Annotated in this window: 16 protein-coding genes and 1 tRNA gene; 11 read left to right on the top strand and 6 right to left on the bottom strand. The window is 70.3% G+C overall.

What is annotated here, in order from left to right; translation table 11 throughout:
* The first annotated feature begins 496 nt into the window (after positions 1 to 496).
* Positions 497 to 1162 carry a bifunctional DNA primase/polymerase gene (locus LJ657_RS42710; protein ID WP_232655096.1) on the top strand — a complete coding sequence of 222 codons (666 nt, stop codon included), beginning with the start codon at positions 497 to 499 and terminating at the stop codon, positions 1160 to 1162.
* Between the two features lie 55 nt (positions 1163 to 1217).
* Complete coding sequence (locus LJ657_RS42705; protein WP_232655095.1) at positions 1218 to 1847, top strand: hypothetical protein; 630 nt, start codon at positions 1218 to 1220, stop codon at positions 1845 to 1847.
* Between the two features lie 255 nt (positions 1848 to 2102).
* On the opposite strand, the gene LJ657_RS42700 is transcribed toward LJ657_RS42705, so the two are convergent.
* The 3 genes from LJ657_RS42700 to LJ657_RS42690 form a co-directional block, all read right to left on the bottom strand.
* Positions 2103 to 3092, bottom strand: a complete 990-nt coding sequence (locus tag LJ657_RS42700; protein ID WP_232655094.1) for a DUF5926 family protein — start codon at positions 3090 to 3092, stop codon at positions 2103 to 2105.
* Between the two features lie 91 nt (positions 3093 to 3183).
* Positions 3184 to 3744: an ATP-binding protein gene (locus LJ657_RS42695; RefSeq protein ID WP_372488052.1), complete on the bottom strand. Its 561-nt coding sequence runs from the start codon at positions 3742 to 3744 to the stop codon at positions 3184 to 3186.
* Positions 3745 to 4036: 292 nt separating this feature from the next.
* Positions 4037 to 4864 (bottom strand): glycerophosphodiester phosphodiesterase, encoded by an 828-nt coding sequence (locus LJ657_RS42690; protein ID WP_232655093.1) that lies wholly within the window; start codon positions 4862 to 4864, stop codon positions 4037 to 4039.
* A gap of 257 nt (positions 4865 to 5121) precedes the next feature.
* Here LJ657_RS42690 and LJ657_RS42685 point away from each other — a divergent pair, with 257 nt between their 5' ends.
* Entirely contained in the window at positions 5122 to 6549 is a 1428-nt protein-coding gene (locus LJ657_RS42685) for a S1C family serine protease (protein WP_232655092.1), read from the top strand.
* A 70-nt stretch (positions 6550 to 6619) separates the two neighbouring features.
* Positions 6620 to 6704, top strand: a tRNA-Ser gene (locus LJ657_RS42680).
* Positions 6705 to 6888: 184 nt separating this feature from the next.
* On the opposite strand, the gene LJ657_RS42675 is transcribed toward LJ657_RS42680, so the two are convergent.
* On the bottom strand, positions 6889 to 7356 hold the full coding sequence (locus tag LJ657_RS42675) for a hypothetical protein (RefSeq protein ID WP_232655091.1): 468 nt from the start codon (positions 7354 to 7356) through the stop codon (positions 6889 to 6891).
* A 55-nt stretch (positions 7357 to 7411) separates the two neighbouring features.
* Positions 7412 to 8281 carry a bifunctional DNA primase/polymerase gene (locus tag LJ657_RS42670; protein ID WP_232655090.1) on the bottom strand — a complete coding sequence of 290 codons (870 nt, stop codon included), beginning with the start codon at positions 8279 to 8281 and terminating at the stop codon, positions 7412 to 7414.
* Positions 8282 to 8611: 330 nt separating this feature from the next.
* Here LJ657_RS42670 and LJ657_RS42665 point away from each other — a divergent pair, with 330 nt between their 5' ends.
* The 6 genes from LJ657_RS42665 (at position 8612) to LJ657_RS42640 (ending at position 14246) form a co-directional block, all read left to right on the top strand.
* The gene (locus LJ657_RS42665; RefSeq protein WP_232655089.1) at positions 8612 to 8923 is read left to right on the top strand and encodes a hypothetical protein; all 312 of its coding nucleotides are present in this window, start codon (positions 8612 to 8614) and stop codon (positions 8921 to 8923) included.
* Between the two features lie 250 nt (positions 8924 to 9173).
* Positions 9174 to 10118 (top strand): bifunctional MaoC family dehydratase N-terminal/OB-fold nucleic acid binding domain-containing protein, encoded by a 945-nt coding sequence (locus tag LJ657_RS42660; RefSeq protein WP_232655088.1) that lies wholly within the window; start codon positions 9174 to 9176, stop codon positions 10116 to 10118.
* Positions 10115 to 10531, top strand: coding sequence for a MaoC family dehydratase (locus LJ657_RS42655; RefSeq protein ID WP_232655087.1), 417 nt, complete (start codon positions 10115 to 10117; stop codon positions 10529 to 10531). The genes LJ657_RS42660 and LJ657_RS42655 overlap by 4 nt, the downstream gene beginning before the upstream one ends.
* A complete protein-coding gene (locus tag LJ657_RS42650) occupies positions 10528 to 11694 on the top strand; it encodes a lipid-transfer protein (RefSeq protein ID WP_232655086.1) in 1167 nt (388 codons plus the stop codon). The genes LJ657_RS42655 and LJ657_RS42650 overlap by 4 nt, the downstream gene beginning before the upstream one ends.
* A gap of 180 nt (positions 11695 to 11874) precedes the next feature.
* Entirely contained in the window at positions 11875 to 12432 is a 558-nt protein-coding gene (locus LJ657_RS42645) for a SigE family RNA polymerase sigma factor (RefSeq protein ID WP_232655085.1), read from the top strand.
* Between the two features lie 137 nt (positions 12433 to 12569).
* Complete coding sequence (locus LJ657_RS42640; protein WP_232655084.1) at positions 12570 to 14246, top strand: long-chain fatty acid--CoA ligase; 1677 nt, start codon at positions 12570 to 12572, stop codon at positions 14244 to 14246.
* Positions 14247 to 14532: 286 nt separating this feature from the next.
* Here the strand turns inward: LJ657_RS42640 and LJ657_RS42635 are convergent, their stop codons facing one another.
* Positions 14533 to 15735, bottom strand: a complete 1203-nt coding sequence (locus tag LJ657_RS42635; RefSeq protein WP_232655083.1) for an MFS transporter — start codon at positions 15733 to 15735, stop codon at positions 14533 to 14535.
* Between the two features lie 151 nt (positions 15736 to 15886).
* Here LJ657_RS42635 and LJ657_RS42630 point away from each other — a divergent pair, with 151 nt between their 5' ends.
* On the top strand, positions 15887 to 16465 hold the full coding sequence (locus LJ657_RS42630) for a TetR/AcrR family transcriptional regulator (RefSeq protein ID WP_232655082.1): 579 nt from the start codon (positions 15887 to 15889) through the stop codon (positions 16463 to 16465).
* Positions 16466 to 16477: the final 12 nt, after the last annotated feature.

The raw sequence follows: 16477 nt of genomic DNA, 5'->3' as shown, positions 1-16477 counted from the left end.
GTCCTGCTGGGATTCCTGGTGTCCATGGGCAGCCAGTGATCCCCTTGCCTAAAAGCAAATTTGGCTTAAAACTGACTCGGGTAACGGGGTATTGCGGTCGACTGGGCTTGCTCGACGGAGCGTCACAGCGGTCGTGATGGGTACGTACTCGGAGAAGGCCAGGGGTGGTCGAGCGCCACCCGGAACCTGGTGACCGACTCCGGGCGTCTTAGCCACCGACGACCGAGCCCCATCCTCCCGTGGCGGAGGCGAAGAGAAATACGCGGGACAGCAAAACGCCAGACTTCGCCACCCCCCACGCCACGCCCATGCTTTTGATGGATGCAGCATGGACGAGGCTGCCGCGGATGCAGTCAACGTTCGGCCCATAGGGGTTCCCCTTGCCCAGAGCAGGGGTGTGATGCGCCAACAGGTACGCACAGTGAAGTGATCGACACATGGTGTGATGTGGCCCCCACGGTGTTGCCAGCGGTGCAACGGAAAGGAACGAGCGCTCATGCGCGAGATCCTCGGAAAGCGACGCAGGCTCCTGTCCAAGCGCAGCGACGGAAGGCCTGAGTTGATCAGCGCAGCCCTGACCTTCGCGACGGAATGGCAGTGGCCCGTACTCCCGGGTGTGGCGGCGGACCCGCAGGGGCGTTCCCGCTGCGGCTGCCCGGACGCGGAGTGCACGGTGCCGGGTGCGCATCCCTTCGACCCCGGCCTCCTCGCGGCCACCACCGACGCCCGCATGGTGCGCTGGTGGTGGAGCAACCGGCCGGCCGCACCCGTCATCCTGGCCACCGGCGGCACGGCTCCCTGCGCGGTGAGCATGCCGGCCCTCGCCGCCTCGCACGCCCTCACCGCACTCGACCGCATGGGCATGCGCCTCGGCCCGGTCGTCGCCTCGCCCAGCCGCTGGGCGGTCCTCGTGAAGCCCTACACCTTGGAGCAGTTGGGCGAGCTGCTCTACGCCAAGGACTTCGTCCCCGGCTCCCTCCGCTTCCACGGCGAGGGCGGCTACGTGGCCCTGCCCCCGTCCGAGACCGGCGAGGGCGAGATCCGCTGGGAGCGCGCACCCCTGCCCGGTTCCGCCTCCCCCTGGGTCCCCGACGTCGAGGCCGTGGTGGACGCCGCGGTCGAGGCCCTCACTCGTACGGGTGTGAGCGCGCCCGAGTTGTAGGGGTGTCCGGCGCGCGCGGGACGGCACGCACGCGCGTGCTCGTTATCTTCCGCACATGCTGCATGATCCCGGGGGCCACCCCCCAGACCCCCGATTCCGTCTGATCGCCATGGCGGGTGTGGTGGCGTGCGCGGTCGCGCTGCCACTGGCCGTGGCGTCCGCGGGACCGGCGGGCGACGAGGGGCACACCGTCGTGCGTGCCCCGGCGCGCGAATCCGTACGTGCCTCCCCGCGTCACCAGGATGCCAAGGCGCCCTCCGTCGCTCCCGCCCTCCCCCACGCTCGAACAGCCTCGCGCGGGGGCACCACCACCCCCCTGCTCCTCGATCTCGGCCTGGACACAGCCGTCCGCTGCGGCCCCGAACTCACCTCTCCCGAAGGCGTCGAGGCACAGACCTGTGTGCTCACGCAGGGCGAGGACACCTGGGGGCGCACCTACTACCGCAATGTGACCGGCAAGGCCCTGGACTCCGCACTGAGTCTCATGGGGCCCGGTGGCCGCACCGTGCAGCTGAGCTGCGCCGTGGGCGCCGAGGACGAGCCGGGGATGTGCGAGACACCGCGGCAGCGCACCCGCGGCGCGCTGGACGGCTACACGGCGGTCGCGGAGTTCGCGGGACAGGCCGGGCGCGGTCCGTTGCTGCTGCGCTCCGGAAGCAACTCCGGGAGAGCCACCGGCAGTTGACGGACAGTTGACGGGCGACCGTATCCCGTGAAGAAATCGCGGGCGTGAAAAGACCCGGTTGCTGGCGACGGGGGATGCACCAGCAACCGGGCTACTGGAACGGTAACAAGAGATCCCCGGTTCGCAAATTCGATCCGGGCTTTCCAGTCACGTATTTGCTTGTTCCCAGCGGGACTTGTGAGCGGAGGCACCGATTCCGAAAGATGGGGTCCGGCTGACCGGTCGGTCAGCCGGACCCCATCTCGTCACTCTTCGTCAACTGAGCGTGACCTGCCGGTTGGTGAGACCGCCGCGTGCGCGGCGCTCGTCGGGGGTCAGCGGTGCGTCCGAGGCGAGGGCGGCCGCGAGGCGCTCGGCGAACTCGGCCGCCGGCTTCTCGATGTCGTCCGCACCGACCCCGCTCGGCAGGTCCCAGACCGGGACGGTGAGCCCGTGAGCGCGGAAGGAACCCACGAGGCGGGTGCCTTCACCGAGGTTCGACCGGCCCGCCGCGTGCAGCCGCGCAAGGGCGTCCAGAAGCGCCTCCTCCGGGTGGGGCATGACCCAGCGCAGGTGGTTCTTGTCCGGCGTCTCGCACCAGTAGGCGGCGTCCACGCCGGTGAGCTTCGCGGTCGGGATGGCCGCCGCGTTGGCCCGCTCCAGGGAGGCGGCCACCTCCGGCGTGGCGTTCTCGGAGTCAGGGACCCAGAACTCGAAGCCGCTGTGCACAACTGGCTCGAACGCGCCTTCGGAATCAAGCAGATCCTGCAGCCGAGGACCGTCGGCCGGAGCGCGCCGGCCCTCGACCGGCGTGCCGGGCTCGGCGGTCAGCGCGCGCTGGAGGGTGTCTGCGAGGTCGCGGCTGATGTCGCCGGACGCCGTGTCGTTCTGCAGACCCAGCAGCACCGAGCCGTCGTCGCGGCGCAGGGCCGGCCAGGCCATCGGCAGCACCGTCGCCAGCGTGAGGGACGGGACGCCCTCGGGCAGGCCGCCCTTCAGGGGCAGTTCGACCGTGGCCACGGGCACCAGCTCACGCAGCGCCACCCAGTCGCACTCGCCCGGAAGTCCCTCGAAGGGACGGTGCACCAGCTCGGTCACGGCGTGCGCGGCGGCCCGTCCGTGACAGGCCTTGTAGCGGCGGCCACTGCCACAGGGGCAGGGCTCGCGCGCGCCGACGACCGGAACGTCCCCGTTAGCGCCTCCGGCGCGGGCTCCGTCCGTGATCTGCGGGCGCTTGGCCTTCGTCTGGGGTCGCTTCTTGGCCATCGTGGGTGTCTCCCGGTTACGGCTCGTCTGGTACGGCGGGAGCCTAGCCGTTCACGCCGTGAGCCACGGGGACCTGTGGACAGCCAGGTGTTCAGTCCAGGTCGTCGAACGCGTCCGCGAAGTCCAGGCCCGGCATCGCAGGGATCCTCGACACCGTCGGGGCGGTGACGCGCGTAGCGAAGTCGTCGCGACGCAGCCCGGCGTCCGGGTCGTGGACGTCCTCGTGCACGACGACCCATACCGTGACCTCGCCGCGGGCGTCGTCCCGTACACCCCAGTCGTCGGCCAGCGCGGTGATGATGTTCAGCCCGCGGCCGCCGTGCGCGGTGACCGAGGGCGTGGCCGGAGCCGGGCGGGTGGGTCCGCCGCCGTCCGTCACCTCCACGGTGAGCCGGCCGCCCAGGTCCACGCGCCATGCGGCCCGGACGTCGCCGTCCCCGGCCAGGGCGTCGCCCAGCGGCCGGCCGTGCTTGCACGCGTTGCTCAAGAGTTCGGACAGAATGAGTACGGCATCGTCGATGACCGCGTCCGACACACCGCCCGAGCGCAAGTGATCGCGCATACGGTGCCTCGCCTCCCCCACGCCCGCAGGGCCATGGGGTACGGCCATGCTCGACGACGTGGGCACCTCCTGTGCCACCACCAACGCCACCCCCGAGACCTCCTTTGCCCCACGCCACGGTGTGGATGCCCCATTGGCCTGTACCGGAAACCGGCCAATCCACGTTCAGCGACGCATTCGCAACGATCAAATACGGAGCGAATGCGCCGGGGCACTCCCTGTAGCCGTGTGGCTGGATTTCGACTGTGGCCGAGTCTGGAGGATGGTGCCCGAGTGGCGGGTGGGTCAAGGGTTCTTCACAGGTCTTTACCGGTGGCACAACAGTGACGAACCGGGGTGACGAACGGTGAGCGACGTCGCCCGGTGGCCGCGCCGACGCAGATCAGCGACCGAGCTGACGCAGCACCGCGCGCGGGCGGTTGGTGATGATGGCGTCGATGCCCAGGTCGACGCAGAGATCCACGTCCTCGGGCTCGTTCACCGTCCACACGTGCACCTGGTGGCCGGCCTGCTTCAGGCGCTCGATGTATGCGGGATGGTTGCGCACGATGCGGATCGAGGGGCCCGCGATCCGGACACCCGCCGGAAGCCGTCCGTCGCGCAGCCTGGGCGAGACGAACTGCAGAAGATAGACCGTCGGCAGGGTCGGCGAGGCGGCACGCACGCGGTGCAGCGACCGGGCCGAGAAGCTCATCACGCGGACCGGGGACTCTGCGGCGGAGGCCGGGGCGTCCAGTCCGAACCGTTTCAGCAGTACCAGCAGCCGCTCCTCCACCTGCCCCGCCCACCGCGTCGGGTGCTTGGTCTCGATCGCCAGCTCCACCCGCCGCCCCGCGTCCGCGACCAGCTCCAGCAGCCGCTCCAGGGTGAGTACGGAGGTGTCCTCCCGGTCCTCGGGCCGGAACTCCCAGTCGGGCTCCTCGTCGCGCGTGCGCCACAGCTCCCGTGTTTTGCGCGAACCGAAGTCCAGGGCGGCCAGGTCGGCGAGCTCCAGCGCCGAGACCGCTCCCCGCCCGTTCGACGTACGGTTGACGCGACGATCGTGGACGCAGACGAGATGGCCGTCCGCGGTCAGGCGTACATCGCACTCGAGGGCGTCCGCACCGTCCTCGATCGCCTTCTTGTACGCGGCCAGGGTGTGCTCGGGGGCCTCTTCCGAGGCTCCGCGGTGGGCTACGACTTGAATCCGGTGCCGGCGTGCGTGGGTCACCGCGTCATGGTGCCACCGCAGGCGGGTAGTCGTGCGATCGGAGGAGCATAGATTGCGCCCCTTTTGCCTGTCATGGCCTATATAAAGAATGGCCCCGGACCCACAGGCACCGCTTATGGTGCCCTGACGGCTCATGGGAAAAGCTGACGGCATACAAAAGAACATGCACAGCTGCATCGCGCCGGACCGTCGAGAAACGTGAACGAGCGTGACCGAGTGCGACCGAGAACAACAGCCGTGGACCGAGGAGAGAAGCTGTGAGCACCGAGAACGAGGGCACCGCGGTACCCCCGGCCCCGTCCGCACCCCCCGTGCCGGTGGACGCTCCCCATCCCTCGGCACCCGCCGCTCCCGAGGGGAGCGACCCGACGGCCCCGCTTCCGCCCGTACCTCCGAGCGCCCCCGGCGCGCAGGAGCACACGCAGGAGCAGCAGCCGGCGCACGCGGGCTCGGCTCCGGACGCGTCCTGGCCGCCTCCGGCCATGCCCTCGTACGCCGACGGCGGCGCGGGCGGCGCGGGCTCGGGCTGGGGCTCCTCGTACCAGCAGCAGCCGGCGCCGAAGTCCGGCCGCGGCGGTCTCGTGGCCGCGATCCTGGTGGCCGCGCTGGTCGCCGGTGGTCTGGGCGGCGGCCTCGGCTACACGCTGGCCAAGAACAACGACGACAACACCGGCTCCACGACGGTCTCCGCCTCCACCAGCGGCGGTGACGTCAAGCGCGACGCGGGCACGGTCGCGGGCGTGGCCGCCAGGGCGCTGCCCAGCACGGTCACCATCGAGGCGGAGTCCACCAGCGGCGAGGGCGGCACCGGCACCGGTTTCGTCTTCGACACCCAGGGCCACATCGTCACCAACAACCACGTCGTCGCGGACGCGGTCGACGGCGGCAAGCTCACGGCGACCTTCCCGAACGGCAAGAAGTACGACGCCGAGGTCGTCGGCCACGCGCAGGGCTACGACGTGGCGGTCATCAAGCTCAAGAACGCCCCGTCGGACCTCAAGCCCCTGACCCTGGGCGACTCCGACAAGGTGGCCGTGGGCGACTCGACGATCGCCATCGGCGCCCCCTTCGGCCTGTCCAACACGGTCACGACGGGCATCATCAGCGCCAAGGACCGCCCGGTGGCCTCCAGCGACGGCTCCGGCAGCAGCAGTGCGTCGTACATGAGCGCCCTGCAGACGGACGCCTCGATAAACCCGGGCAACTCCGGCGGCCCGCTGCTCGATGCGTCGGGCAACGTCATAGGCATCAACTCCGCGATCCAGTCCACCGGCAGCGGCGGCCTCGGCGGCACCAGCCAGTCCGGCTCGATCGGCCTGGGCTTCGCCATCCCGATCAACCAGGCCAAGTACGTCGCCCAGCAGCTGATCAAGACCGGCAAGCCGGTCTACGCGAAGATCGGCGCCTCCGTCTCCCTGGAGGACTCCTCGAGCGGCGCGAAGATCACCGAACAGGGCGCCAGCGGCTCCGCGGCGGTCGAGTCCGGCGGCCCCGCCGACAAGGCAGGCCTCAAGCCCGGTGACGTGATCACCAAGCTCGACGACCACGTCATCGACTCCGGCCCCACCCTGATCGGCGAGATCTGGACGCACAAGCCCGGCGACCAGGTCACGATCACCTACGAACGCGACGGCAAGTCCCACACGGTCCAGCTCACCCTGGGCTCGCGACAGGGCGACAGCTGACACCACGGCCCACATCCGACGCCCGCGCCCGGTACGCTGTACCCGCTCCGCCCCTGGTGGGCGGCAGCGGGGTGGGTTGCCCGAGCGGCCTAAGGGAACGGTCTTGAAAACCGTCGTGGCGCGAGTCACCGTGGGTTCAAATCCCACACCCACCGCAGGTGGTCGAGCCTTGGTGCCGGAATGATTCCGGCACCAAGGCTCTCTTGCTCTGTGTGGCAACAACACGCTTCCCCATCCGTGGTCTGTGCCCGCGCCGGCACCGATGCCACTGAGTTCGCACCGGCGCCGCAGGGATGATCGCCTGGCCGATCGAACGGGTGCGAGGCCGGTCCCGGTCGGCTAAAGCTCGCAGTCCCGCGCCAATCCCTCCCAGTCCACTTCTCGCAAGGCCCCCTCCGCATCGCACTCGCTCGGTACCCAGGCGCTCTGCTGGAACCAGATGACGGTCAGGGCCGAGCGGTACAGGATCGGGTCGTGGGACGGGTCCAGTGCCGTTGAGCGGAAAGAGCCCACGCAGGCGACGGACGGCAGGACCTCGACGGGGCCGAAGGCGCCCGCGTACTGGTCCGGGTATTCGCGTGGGGGCGGAACGAGGTGGACCGGGGTGGCAAAGGACGTGCGTTCGGCGGTGCTGAGCAGGCCCTTGATCACCATTTCGTTGACCGGCCTGCAGGGGTAGCCGGGGTGGCCCTCCGTCATTCCTCGGTACGTCGACGACAGCCGCAGTTCGGCGAGGTCGACGGAGCGGCCGGAGCAGAGGACCACGCGGGCCAGCGACATGGTCCGCGCTCTGGGGCGGTCGTGCATGGACGTCCTCTGCTCAAGTACTCAATTGCTCAGGTGCTCAATGTCTCGTCCGGCCTCACGGCCGGTGCCCCGTCATCCGCGCCGCCGACGCGATCGTGGCCCGCGCCTCGCGTTCGGACAGGCCGGTGTTGAGGGCCGCGTCCAGTAAGGGCGCGACCAGGGCCGGCCCGATGCCGTTCTCGTATGCGCGGCAGGCGGCCCAGAACAGTCGGGTGTTGCGCTGCCCCTCGTGCGCGGCGAAGACGAACTGGACCAGGCCCTGGCCGTGGTCGCCGGCCGACGGGTGGGTCGAGGGGTGGGCGGGGCGCGGCGGCGGGAGCAGGAGACGCAGGAGGGCAGGAGGGCAGGCGGCGGGCGCGAGATGGGCGGTGCCGGGGGCCGCCGCATAGACGCCGTGGTCGGTGCGGGAGCCGGGGCCAACGAGGTAGCCGCCGGCGCCGCGGATGTCGATGCCGGGGGCGAGGCGGCCGGCGGAGTTGGGGACGGCGGCGTCGGGTGGGCCGCTCAGCCAGAGGTGCCGGCCGCCGCTGGGGGTGAGGACGACGACCGTCTCGGGGATCGTGAAGAGGTGGCGCAGGGCCAGTTCGCGCAGGGCTGCCGAGGAGTCCGTACCGGACTTCGTGTCGAGGTCGACGCCGATCAGGTGGTGGGGCGGAAGCCCGCAGGCGATGCCGTAGCCGGTCGCCCAGGGGGCCGCGGCGAACAGTTCGCGGATGCGTGCCGGGTCGGTCGAGGCGTCGTACACCCCGTGTCCGAGGCGGCCGCACTCGCCGTGGCAGGTCTGGGGTGCGGGGTCGTCGTGGTGAGGGGAGCGCAGGGCCGGGAGTTTCGTCCGGGACAGGGGGATGACGGCCAGTCCGCGCTCGGCGACTGACAGGGCGTGTGCGAGGGCCAGCGTCGTGGCCTGCCGGTCGGTGGTGGCCATACCTCTATGCTCGTACGTACGTTCGAAAAAGGGAAGAGGGGGCGGTGGCGACGCGCCGGGATGTGGAGGTTGGCCGGAAAAGTGCCGACCGCTGCACCCCTTGCGGCGCTTGGGGTTTAGACGTCCGTACTGTCCCTAAAGGGGCCTTGAAAGTGGCGATAGGGGTTTATCGACTTGTCGTAGCACTTGAGGAGGAATCGTGCGTTCCGGTGTGGTTCGCCGGGGGGTGGTGGGCAACTCTGATCTTGCGACGTCGTGCACACCGCCGGGGTGGTCGGCCAACCGCCTTGGTATCAGCCGTACTTCACGTTGGTGTTCTGGAGGAACAACATGGCAAGCATCCGTACCGCCCGCGTCATCGCCGCCGTCTCCGCCCTTCCGCTGGCAGCCGCACTCTTCACCGGCGTCGCGGCGGCGGGCAACGGTGCCATCGCGGACAACGGATCGAACGCGGGTGTCGCAAGCGTCGTCGGCGGCGGTGTCGGACACAACAACACCGGCAACTCCTCGACCACGCAGCAGAACGCGGTCGGCTCCGGCGCCTCGAACCAGAGCAACACCGCCCAGGTCAAGGGCTCCGCGTTCACGGCCGTCAACCAGGGGAACAAGAACGTGGCCATCAACTTCACCGAGCTCTGGTGAGCCGAGTGCCCTGACTCAAGCGGGTCGGGGTGTGCTGCATGGGGTGCAAGGGCGTCTGCGCGGCGGTACTTCGGTGCCGCCGCGCAGGCGTTTTCGCTTGCGGACCGCCGACCTTGACAGCCCACTTTATCTGACGGACAGTCAGAAACTCTGACGGGGGACGAGGGAACCCGCTCGGCTGCCGCGGTGTACCAGAAGTGTCAGTGCGATGTGCGATGTGCGATGGGCGATGTGCGACGAGCGACGGGTGATGAGCGATGCAGGAGACGGCAAGGGGGCGACGTTGAGCGAGGACGAGCTGGGGGCACGGCTGAAGGCCTACGAGGGGCGGCGCGCCACCGTTTCCGGCAGAGGCAGGGACCCCGTCAACACGCCCATGATCCGGCACTGGTGCGAGGCGATGGGAGACACCAATCCCGCCTATGCGGGCCCCGACGCCATCGCCCCTCCCACCATGCTCCAGGCATGGACCATGGGCGGCCTCTCCGGCCACGAGGGACGCACGGGGGACTACGACGAACTGCTCACCCTGCTCGACGAGGCGGGCTGCACCTCGGTCGTCGCCACCGACTGCGAGCAGGAGTACGTGCGACCACTGCGCCCCGGGGACGAGATCACCTTCGACACGGTGATCGAGTCGGTGTCCGAGCGGAAGACGACGAAGCTGGGCACGGGGTACTTCGTCACGACACGGACGGACGTCCGGGCTGGCCGGGCCCTCGTGGGCACACACCGCTTCCGCATCCTCAAGTACGCCCCTGTGCGCCGGAGGAAGCCGGAGCAGGCCGCCAGGCGCCCGCGCCCCGTCGTCAACCGTGACAACGCCGGCTTCTGGGAAGGTGTCGAGCGCCACCGACTGCTCATCCAGCGCTGCACCGACTGCGCGACCCTCCGCTTCCCCTGGCTGCCGGGCTGCAACAAGTGCGGTAGCCCGGACTGGGACACGGTCGAGGCGAGCGGCGAGGGGACGGTGTACTCGTACGTCGTCATGCACCACCCGCCCTTCCCGGCCTTCTCCCCTCCCTACGCGGTCGCCCTCATAGAACTCGCCGAAGGCGTGCGGATGATCAGCGATGTGGTCGGAGTGCCGTGCGACAAGGTGCGGATCGGGATGCCCGTTCGGCTCGAATTCCAGGTGTACGACGATGAGTTGGTGCTTCCGGTGTTCCGCGCCCGGGAGGAGGAGACCGTATGAGGGCCGGTGAGAAGCTACCGCCGCTGGAGATCCCGATCACCCGCACCCTGATCGTGGCCGGCGCCATCGCCTCCCGCGACTACCAGGACGTGCACCACGACGCCGAGCTGGCCCGGCAGAAGGGCTCCCCGGACATCTTCATGAACATCCTGACGACGAACGGCCTGGTCGGCCGCTACATCACCGACCACTTCGGCCCGACCGCAGAACTGCGCAAAGTCGCCATACGGCTGGGCGCGCCCAACTATCCGGGGGACACAATGGTGCTGACGGGCACGGTGGAGAAGGTCGTCGAGCAGGCCGACGGCGATACGGCGACGGTCCGGGTCGTGGGCGCGAACGCCATCGGCAGCCATGTCACGGGTACGGTGACGGTCACCGTCCCCGCGGAAGGCCCCGGGGGTGCCGGATGAGCGTCCGCACCCGGGACGGACTCGGCGGGCGGGCCGCGGTCGCCGGCATCGGGGCCACCGAGTTCTCCAAGGATTCCGGGCGCAGCGAGCTGCGGCTGGCCGTGGAAGCGGTACGGGCCGCGCTGGACGACGCCGGTCTGACACCGGGGGACGTGGACGGGCTGGTCACGTTCACGATGGACACCAGCCCGGAGATCACCGTGGCCCAGGCCTGCGGGATCGGTGAACTGTCCTTCTTCTCCCGCATCCACTACGGCGGCGGCGCGGCCTGCGCGACGGTCCAGCAGGCGGCGCTCGCGGTGGCGACGGGGATCGCGGAGGTCGTGGTCTGCTACCGGGCGTTCAACGAGAGGTCGGGCCGCCGCTTCGGCACCGGGGTGCAGCACCGGGAGCCGTCGGCGGAGGGCGCGGCACTCGGCTGGTCGCTGCCGTTCGGGCTGCTGACCCCGGCGTCCTGGGTGGCGATGGCCGCGCAGCGGTATCTGCACACATACGGCCTGACCCCGGAGGCGTTCGGGCATGTGGCGGTGGTCGACCGGAAGTACGCGGCGACGAACCCTGCGGCGTACTTCCACGGCCGCCCGATCACCCTCGCCGATCACGCCGCCTCGCGCTGGATAGTCGAGCCGCTGAGACTCCTGGACTGCTGCCAGGAGACGGACGGCGGCCAGGCGATCGTCGTCACCTCGGTGGAGCGGGCCCGCGATCTGCCCCACCCGCCCGCCGTCATAGCGGCGGCGGCACAGGGCGCGGGCCGGGCGCAGGAACAGATGACGAGCTTCTACCGCGACGACCTGACAGGACTGCCGGAGATGTCGGTGGTCGCCCGCCAGCTGTGGCGCACCTCCGGGCTGACGCCGGCCGACATGGACGTGGCGATCCTGTACGACCACTTCACTCCGTTTGTGCTGATGCAGCTGGAGGAGTTCGGTTTCTGCGGGAAAGGGGAGGCGGCGGACTTCGTGGCAGGGGAGTCGTTGCCGATCAATACGCACGGAGGGCAGCTCGGGGAGGCATACCTCCATGGGATGAACGGGATTGCGGAGGGGGCACGGCAGCTGCGCGGGACGGCCGTGAACCGAATACCGGGGGCCGCACGGGTTCTGGTCACCGCAGGAACCGGCGTGCCCACATCCGGCCTGGTCCTGACCGCGGACGGCTGAGCGGCTGGGCCCGGGAGCCCTGGTGGCAGGGCGGCCCCCAGGGGTCATCCCGCAGTACCCCGGGGCCGCTCGTCCACCTACAGGAGGTGCAGCTACCTCCACCCCTACAACCTGAGGGGGACTCGGCTTCGGGACCTGCGGCCGATGAGCGGGAGGTGCCCCCGCTCATAGCGTGGAGCCATGACCACACCCGTCTGCACCAGCGCGTCGACCGCTGCAGAGCCAGCGGCGCTGACCCTCCCGTATCCGTCGTTCGCGTCGTACGTGAGGGCCCGGCAGCCGGTGCTGCTGCGTACCGCCCGGTCGCTGACCGCGAACCCGAGCGACGCGGAGGACCTGCTGCAGACCGCGCTCACCAAGACGTATGTCGCCTGGGAGCGGATCGAGGACCACCGTGCGCTCGACGGCTATGTGCGCCGTGCGCTGCTGAACACGCGTACCTCGCAGTGGCGCAAGCGCAGGGTCGACGAGTTCGTGTGCGAGGAGCTGCCCGAGCCGGAGCCCGTGCGGGGCGGGAACGACCCGGCCGAGCACCAGGCGCTGCACGACGCGATGTGGCGGGCGATCATGAAGCTGCCGGCCCGGCAGCGGGCGATGGTCGTCCTCAGGTACTACGAGGACCTCAGCGAGGTCCAGACGGCCGAGGTGCTCGGTGTGTCGGTGGGTACGGTGAAGTCGGCGGTGTCGCGTGCGCTGGGCAAGCTGCGCGAGGATCCTGAGCTGGGACTTGTGCGGTAATGCGGCTACCTGGTGCCCGTCGAGGGCCGACCTGGTGGCTATTGGGGGCCGACGTGATGCGATCGATCATCGGCACCTAGTGACATACCAAGCGGTATGTGCGCAGAATCAGCGCAACCCTTGCCGCCGCGTAGGCAATGTCGCCCCGGGAGGACACCGTGCTGAGCACGATGCAGGACGTACCGCTGCTGATCTCGAGGATCCTGACCCACGGGTCGACGGTCCACGGGACATCGCAGGTGACCACCTGGACCGGTGAGGGCGAGCCGCACCGCCGCTCCTTCGCCGAGATCGGAGCCCGCGCGGCCCAGCTCGCGCACGCGCTGCGCGAGGAACTCGGCGTCGCGGACGCCGACCGCGTGGCGACCCTCGCCTGGAACAACGCCGAGCATGTCGAGGCGTACTTCGCGATCCCCTCCATGGGCGCGGTGCTGCACACCCTCAACCTCCGTCTGCCGGCCGAGCAGTTGGTCTGGATCGTCAACCACGCGGACGACAAGGTCGTCATCGTCAACGGCTCGCTGCTCCCGCTGCTCGCCCCGCTGCTGCCGAAGCTGCCCGCGATCGAGCACATCGTCGTCACCGGCCCAGGCGACCGTTCCCTCCTCGACGGTGCCCGCCCCCGGGTGCACGAGTACGAGGAGCTGATCGCGGACAGGCCGACCGCCTACGACTGGCCGGAGCTGGACGAACGCCAGGCCGCCGCCATGTGCTACACCTCCGGCACCACGGGCGACCCCAAGGGCGTGGTGTACAGCCACCGTTCGATCTATCTGCACTCCATGCAGGTCAACATGACCCAGTCGATGGGCCTGACCGACCAGGACACCTCGCTCGTCGTGGTCCCCCAGTTCCACGTCAACGCCTGGGGCCTGCCGCATGCCACCTTCATGACCGGCGTCAACCTGCTGATGCCGGACCGCTTCCTGCAGCCGGCGCCGCTCGCCGAGATGATCGAGTCCGAGCGCCCGACCCATGCGGCGGCCGTCCCCACCATCTGGCAGGGCCTGCTCGCCGAGCTGACCGCCAAGCCGCGGGACGTCTCCTCCCTCACCCAGGTCACCATCGGCGGCTCGGCCTGTCCGCCCTCCCTCATGGAGGCCTTCGACAAGCTGGGCATGCGGGTCTGTCACGCCTGGGGCATGACGGAGACCTCCCCGCTCGGCACGGTGGCCCGCCCGCCGGCCCACGCGGTCGGCACCGAGGAGGAGTTCGCGTATCGCCTGACCCAGGGCCGTTTCCCGGCCGGCGTCGAGGCCCGCCTCAGCGGCCCCGGCGGCGAGCGCCTCCCCTGGGACGGCGAGTCCGCCGGTGAGCTGGAGGTCCGCGGCAACTGGATCGCGGGCGCCTACTACAACGGCCCCGGCGCCGAACCCCTGCGCCCGGCCGACAAGTTCAGCGAGGACGGCTGGCTCAAGACGGGGGACGTCGGGACGATCTCCCCCGAGGGCTTCCTCACCCTCACCGACCGCGCCAAGGACGTGATCAAGTCCGGCGGCGAGTGGATCTCCTCCGTCGATCTCGAGAACGCCCTGATGTCCCACCCGGATGTCGCCGAGGCCGCCGTGGTCGCCGTCCCCGACGAGAAGTGGGGCGAGCGCCCGCTGGCCACGGTCGTGTTGAAGGAGGGCTCCACCGCCGACTTCGAGACCCTGCGCGCCTTCCTTGCCGACGAGGGCCACATCGCCAGATGGCAGCTCCCGGAGCGCTGGACGATCATCGAGTCGGTGCCGAAGACGAGCGTGGGCAAGTTCGACAAGAAGGTCCTGCGCAAGAAGTACGCGGAGGGGGAGCTGGACGTAACCAAGCTCTGAGAGACGGCCCCGGCACCCCTTGCCAGGGGCCGGGGCCACTGTCCCTTGGGCCGTCACCGTCGTACGGCGGCGGTCATCGCCGTGCGTCAGCGGTCACAGTCGTACAGCAGCAGCAGCAGCCGTCACCGCCGTGCGTCAGCGGTCACCGTCGTACAGCAGCAGCCGTCACCGTCGTGCGTCAGCGGTCACCGTCGTACAGCAGCAGCCGTCACCACCGTGCGTCAGCGGTCACCGTCGTACGACAGTGGTCACCGCCGTACGGCGGCAGCAGCCGTCACCGCCGAGCTCAGCCGCGCCGCCGTACGGCGGTGGTCCCCCACCCCAGCACCAGCCACAGCCCCGCCACCGCGCACACTCCGCCCCAGCCCCAGTGGCCGAAGGCGAGGCCGGCCAGGGCCGAGGCGCTGGCGCCGCCTGCGAAACCCGCGACGACGTAGGCGCTGTTGGCGGTGGCCGGGGTCGAGGTCGTGGTGAGGGCGAGGGTCTGGTTGGCGACGTGCGAGGCGACGAGGGCCGCGTGGACCGCGATCGCGGCGGCGAACAGGGCGGCGATCATGTGCCCGCCCAGCCAGAAGAGCGGCACGGACACGGCGGCGAGCAGATACGCGGACCGTACGACCTTGGCGGCGCCGAAGCGGTCGACCAGTTGGCCGGCCAGCGGCGCCACCGCGCTCGCCGTGAGTCCGAAGAGGCCGAACAGACCGGCGGTCGCGGTGGACAGGCCGTAGGACTCGCCGGTCAGCAGCAGGGCGAGCGAGGTCCACAGGGCGCTCCAGGCGCCGTACATCCCCGCCTGGCGTACGCACGCGCGCCACAGGTCGGGCGAGTGGCGCACGACGGACGGCATGGCGGCGAGGCCCGAGAAGAGCGAGCCCTGGCGACGGGGCGTCTCCGCGGGGAGGACGAGCGCCGTCGCGAGCCCCAGTACGGCGGTCAGCGCCGCCGCGCCCACGAAGGCCGTACGCCAGCCGAAGGCCTGGCCGACCAGGCCGCCGAGCACCCGAGCGGCCACGATGCCGGTGAACAGGCCGGAGATGACGGCGGCGACATGGCGGGCGCGGCGGTCGGCGGGGGCGCGGGCGGCGACCAGCGGGACGAGGAGCTGGGGGACCACCGTGGCCGCGGAGGCGACCAGCACGGCGGCCGCGAGCGCGATGGTCCCGGCGGCCGTGGCACCGACGGCCAGGGCCGCCGCGGTGACCAGGGACAGGACGGCGACCAGGCGGCGCCGGTTCACACTGTCGCCGAGCGGGGCGAAGAAGAGCAGCCCGGCGGCGTAGCCGAACTGCGCGACCGAGGCGATCCAGGCGACCGCCGAGGGAGTCGAGCCGAAGTCGTGGGCGATGAGGGGGAGCAGCGGCGCCGCGAGATAGATGTTGGCTGCCGTGACGGCGGTGCACAGGGCGATGAGGGGCAGGAGCAGGCGGGACGCGACTGGCGGCTCCGGGGTGGCGGTCCGGACCGGTTGCGCTGCGGTTGTGGACGGCATGAGCGGACGGACTCCTTCGAATTCCTTCGGGTTCCTTCGAGCCAGCTCTAACAACTAACTGGTTGGTTGGAAGGAGAACACCGTGCATCACCCGCCGATTCCCTGTCAACCAAATAGTTGGTTACCTGACCCGGAGCGGTACCCTGCCCCCATGGCAGTCAGAGACCCCGAGGCCACCAGGGCCCGGATCTTCGAGGCGGCGGTCGCCGAGTTCGCCGCCCACGGCATCGCGGGCGCCCGCATCGACCGCATCGCCGCCGCGGCCAGGGCCAACAAGCAGCTGATCTACGCCTACTTCGGCAACAAGGCGGACCTGTTCACCAAGGTCCTGGGGAAGGTCATGCTCGACCTGGCCGCGGCCGTCCCCGTAGACCCGGACGACATCGAGGGCTGGATCGACCGCCTGATGGACTACCACGAGGCCCACCCGGAGGTGCTGCGCCTGCTCTTCTGGGAGGGCCTGGAGTACGGCACCACCGACCTGCCGGACGAGGCCGAGCGCCAGGAGCACTACCGCCGCAAGGTGGCGACTCTGCAGGACGGCCAGGCCCGCGGTGTCATCTCCGACGCCATCCCGCCCCGCGACCTGCTCCTTCTGCTGACCGCGCTGGCCAACTGGGCCGTCGTCGTCCCGCAGATGCGCCGCATCCTCGCGGGCACCGACGACACCGACCGCGACCGACTGCGCACCTCGATCAAGGAGGCGGCACGCAGACTCGTCGCGAAATAGCCCTCACCGACG

Source organism: Streptomyces guryensis (assembly GCF_021261325.1).
GTDB lineage: Bacteria > Actinomycetota > Actinomycetes > Streptomycetales > Streptomycetaceae > Streptomyces > Streptomyces guryensis.
Note: the sequence above shows the minus strand (reverse complement) of the source record. Positions and strands in the feature narration are given on the sequence as shown.

What these genes read in the sequence shown, in the direction of transcription:
- LJ657_RS42645 (WP_232655085.1), top strand. Translation starts at nt 11,875, where the DNA reads ATGACCACACCCGTCTGCACCAGCGCGTCGACCGCTGCAGAGCCAGCG.
- LJ657_RS42670 (WP_232655090.1), bottom strand. Translation starts at nt 8,281, where the DNA reads ATGGCCACCACCGACCGGCAGGCCACGACGCTGGCCCTCGCACACGCC.
- LJ657_RS42630 (WP_232655082.1), top strand. Translation starts at nt 15,887, where the DNA reads ATGGCAGTCAGAGACCCCGAGGCCACCAGGGCCCGGATCTTCGAGGCG.
- LJ657_RS42705 (WP_232655095.1), top strand. Translation starts at nt 1,218, where the DNA reads ATGCTGCATGATCCCGGGGGCCACCCCCCAGACCCCCGATTCCGTCTG.
- LJ657_RS42640 (WP_232655084.1), top strand. Translation starts at nt 12,570, where the DNA reads ATGTCGCCCCGGGAGGACACCGTGCTGAGCACGATGCAGGACGTACCG.
- LJ657_RS42655 (WP_232655087.1), top strand. Translation starts at nt 10,115, where the DNA reads ATGAGGGCCGGTGAGAAGCTACCGCCGCTGGAGATCCCGATCACCCGC.
- LJ657_RS42700 (WP_232655094.1), bottom strand. Translation starts at nt 3,092, where the DNA reads ATGGCCAAGAAGCGACCCCAGACGAAGGCCAAGCGCCCGCAGATCACG.
- LJ657_RS42660 (WP_232655088.1), top strand. Translation starts at nt 9,174, where the DNA reads ATGAGCGATGCAGGAGACGGCAAGGGGGCGACGTTGAGCGAGGACGAG.
- LJ657_RS42665 (WP_232655089.1), top strand. Translation starts at nt 8,612, where the DNA reads ATGGCAAGCATCCGTACCGCCCGCGTCATCGCCGCCGTCTCCGCCCTT.
- LJ657_RS42635 (WP_232655083.1), bottom strand. Translation starts at nt 15,735, where the DNA reads ATGCCGTCCACAACCGCAGCGCAACCGGTCCGGACCGCCACCCCGGAG.
- LJ657_RS42675 (WP_232655091.1), bottom strand. Translation starts at nt 7,356, where the DNA reads ATGCACGACCGCCCCAGAGCGCGGACCATGTCGCTGGCCCGCGTGGTC.
- LJ657_RS42710 (WP_232655096.1), top strand. Translation starts at nt 497, where the DNA reads ATGCGCGAGATCCTCGGAAAGCGACGCAGGCTCCTGTCCAAGCGCAGC.
- LJ657_RS42650 (WP_232655086.1), top strand. Translation starts at nt 10,528, where the DNA reads ATGAGCGTCCGCACCCGGGACGGACTCGGCGGGCGGGCCGCGGTCGCC.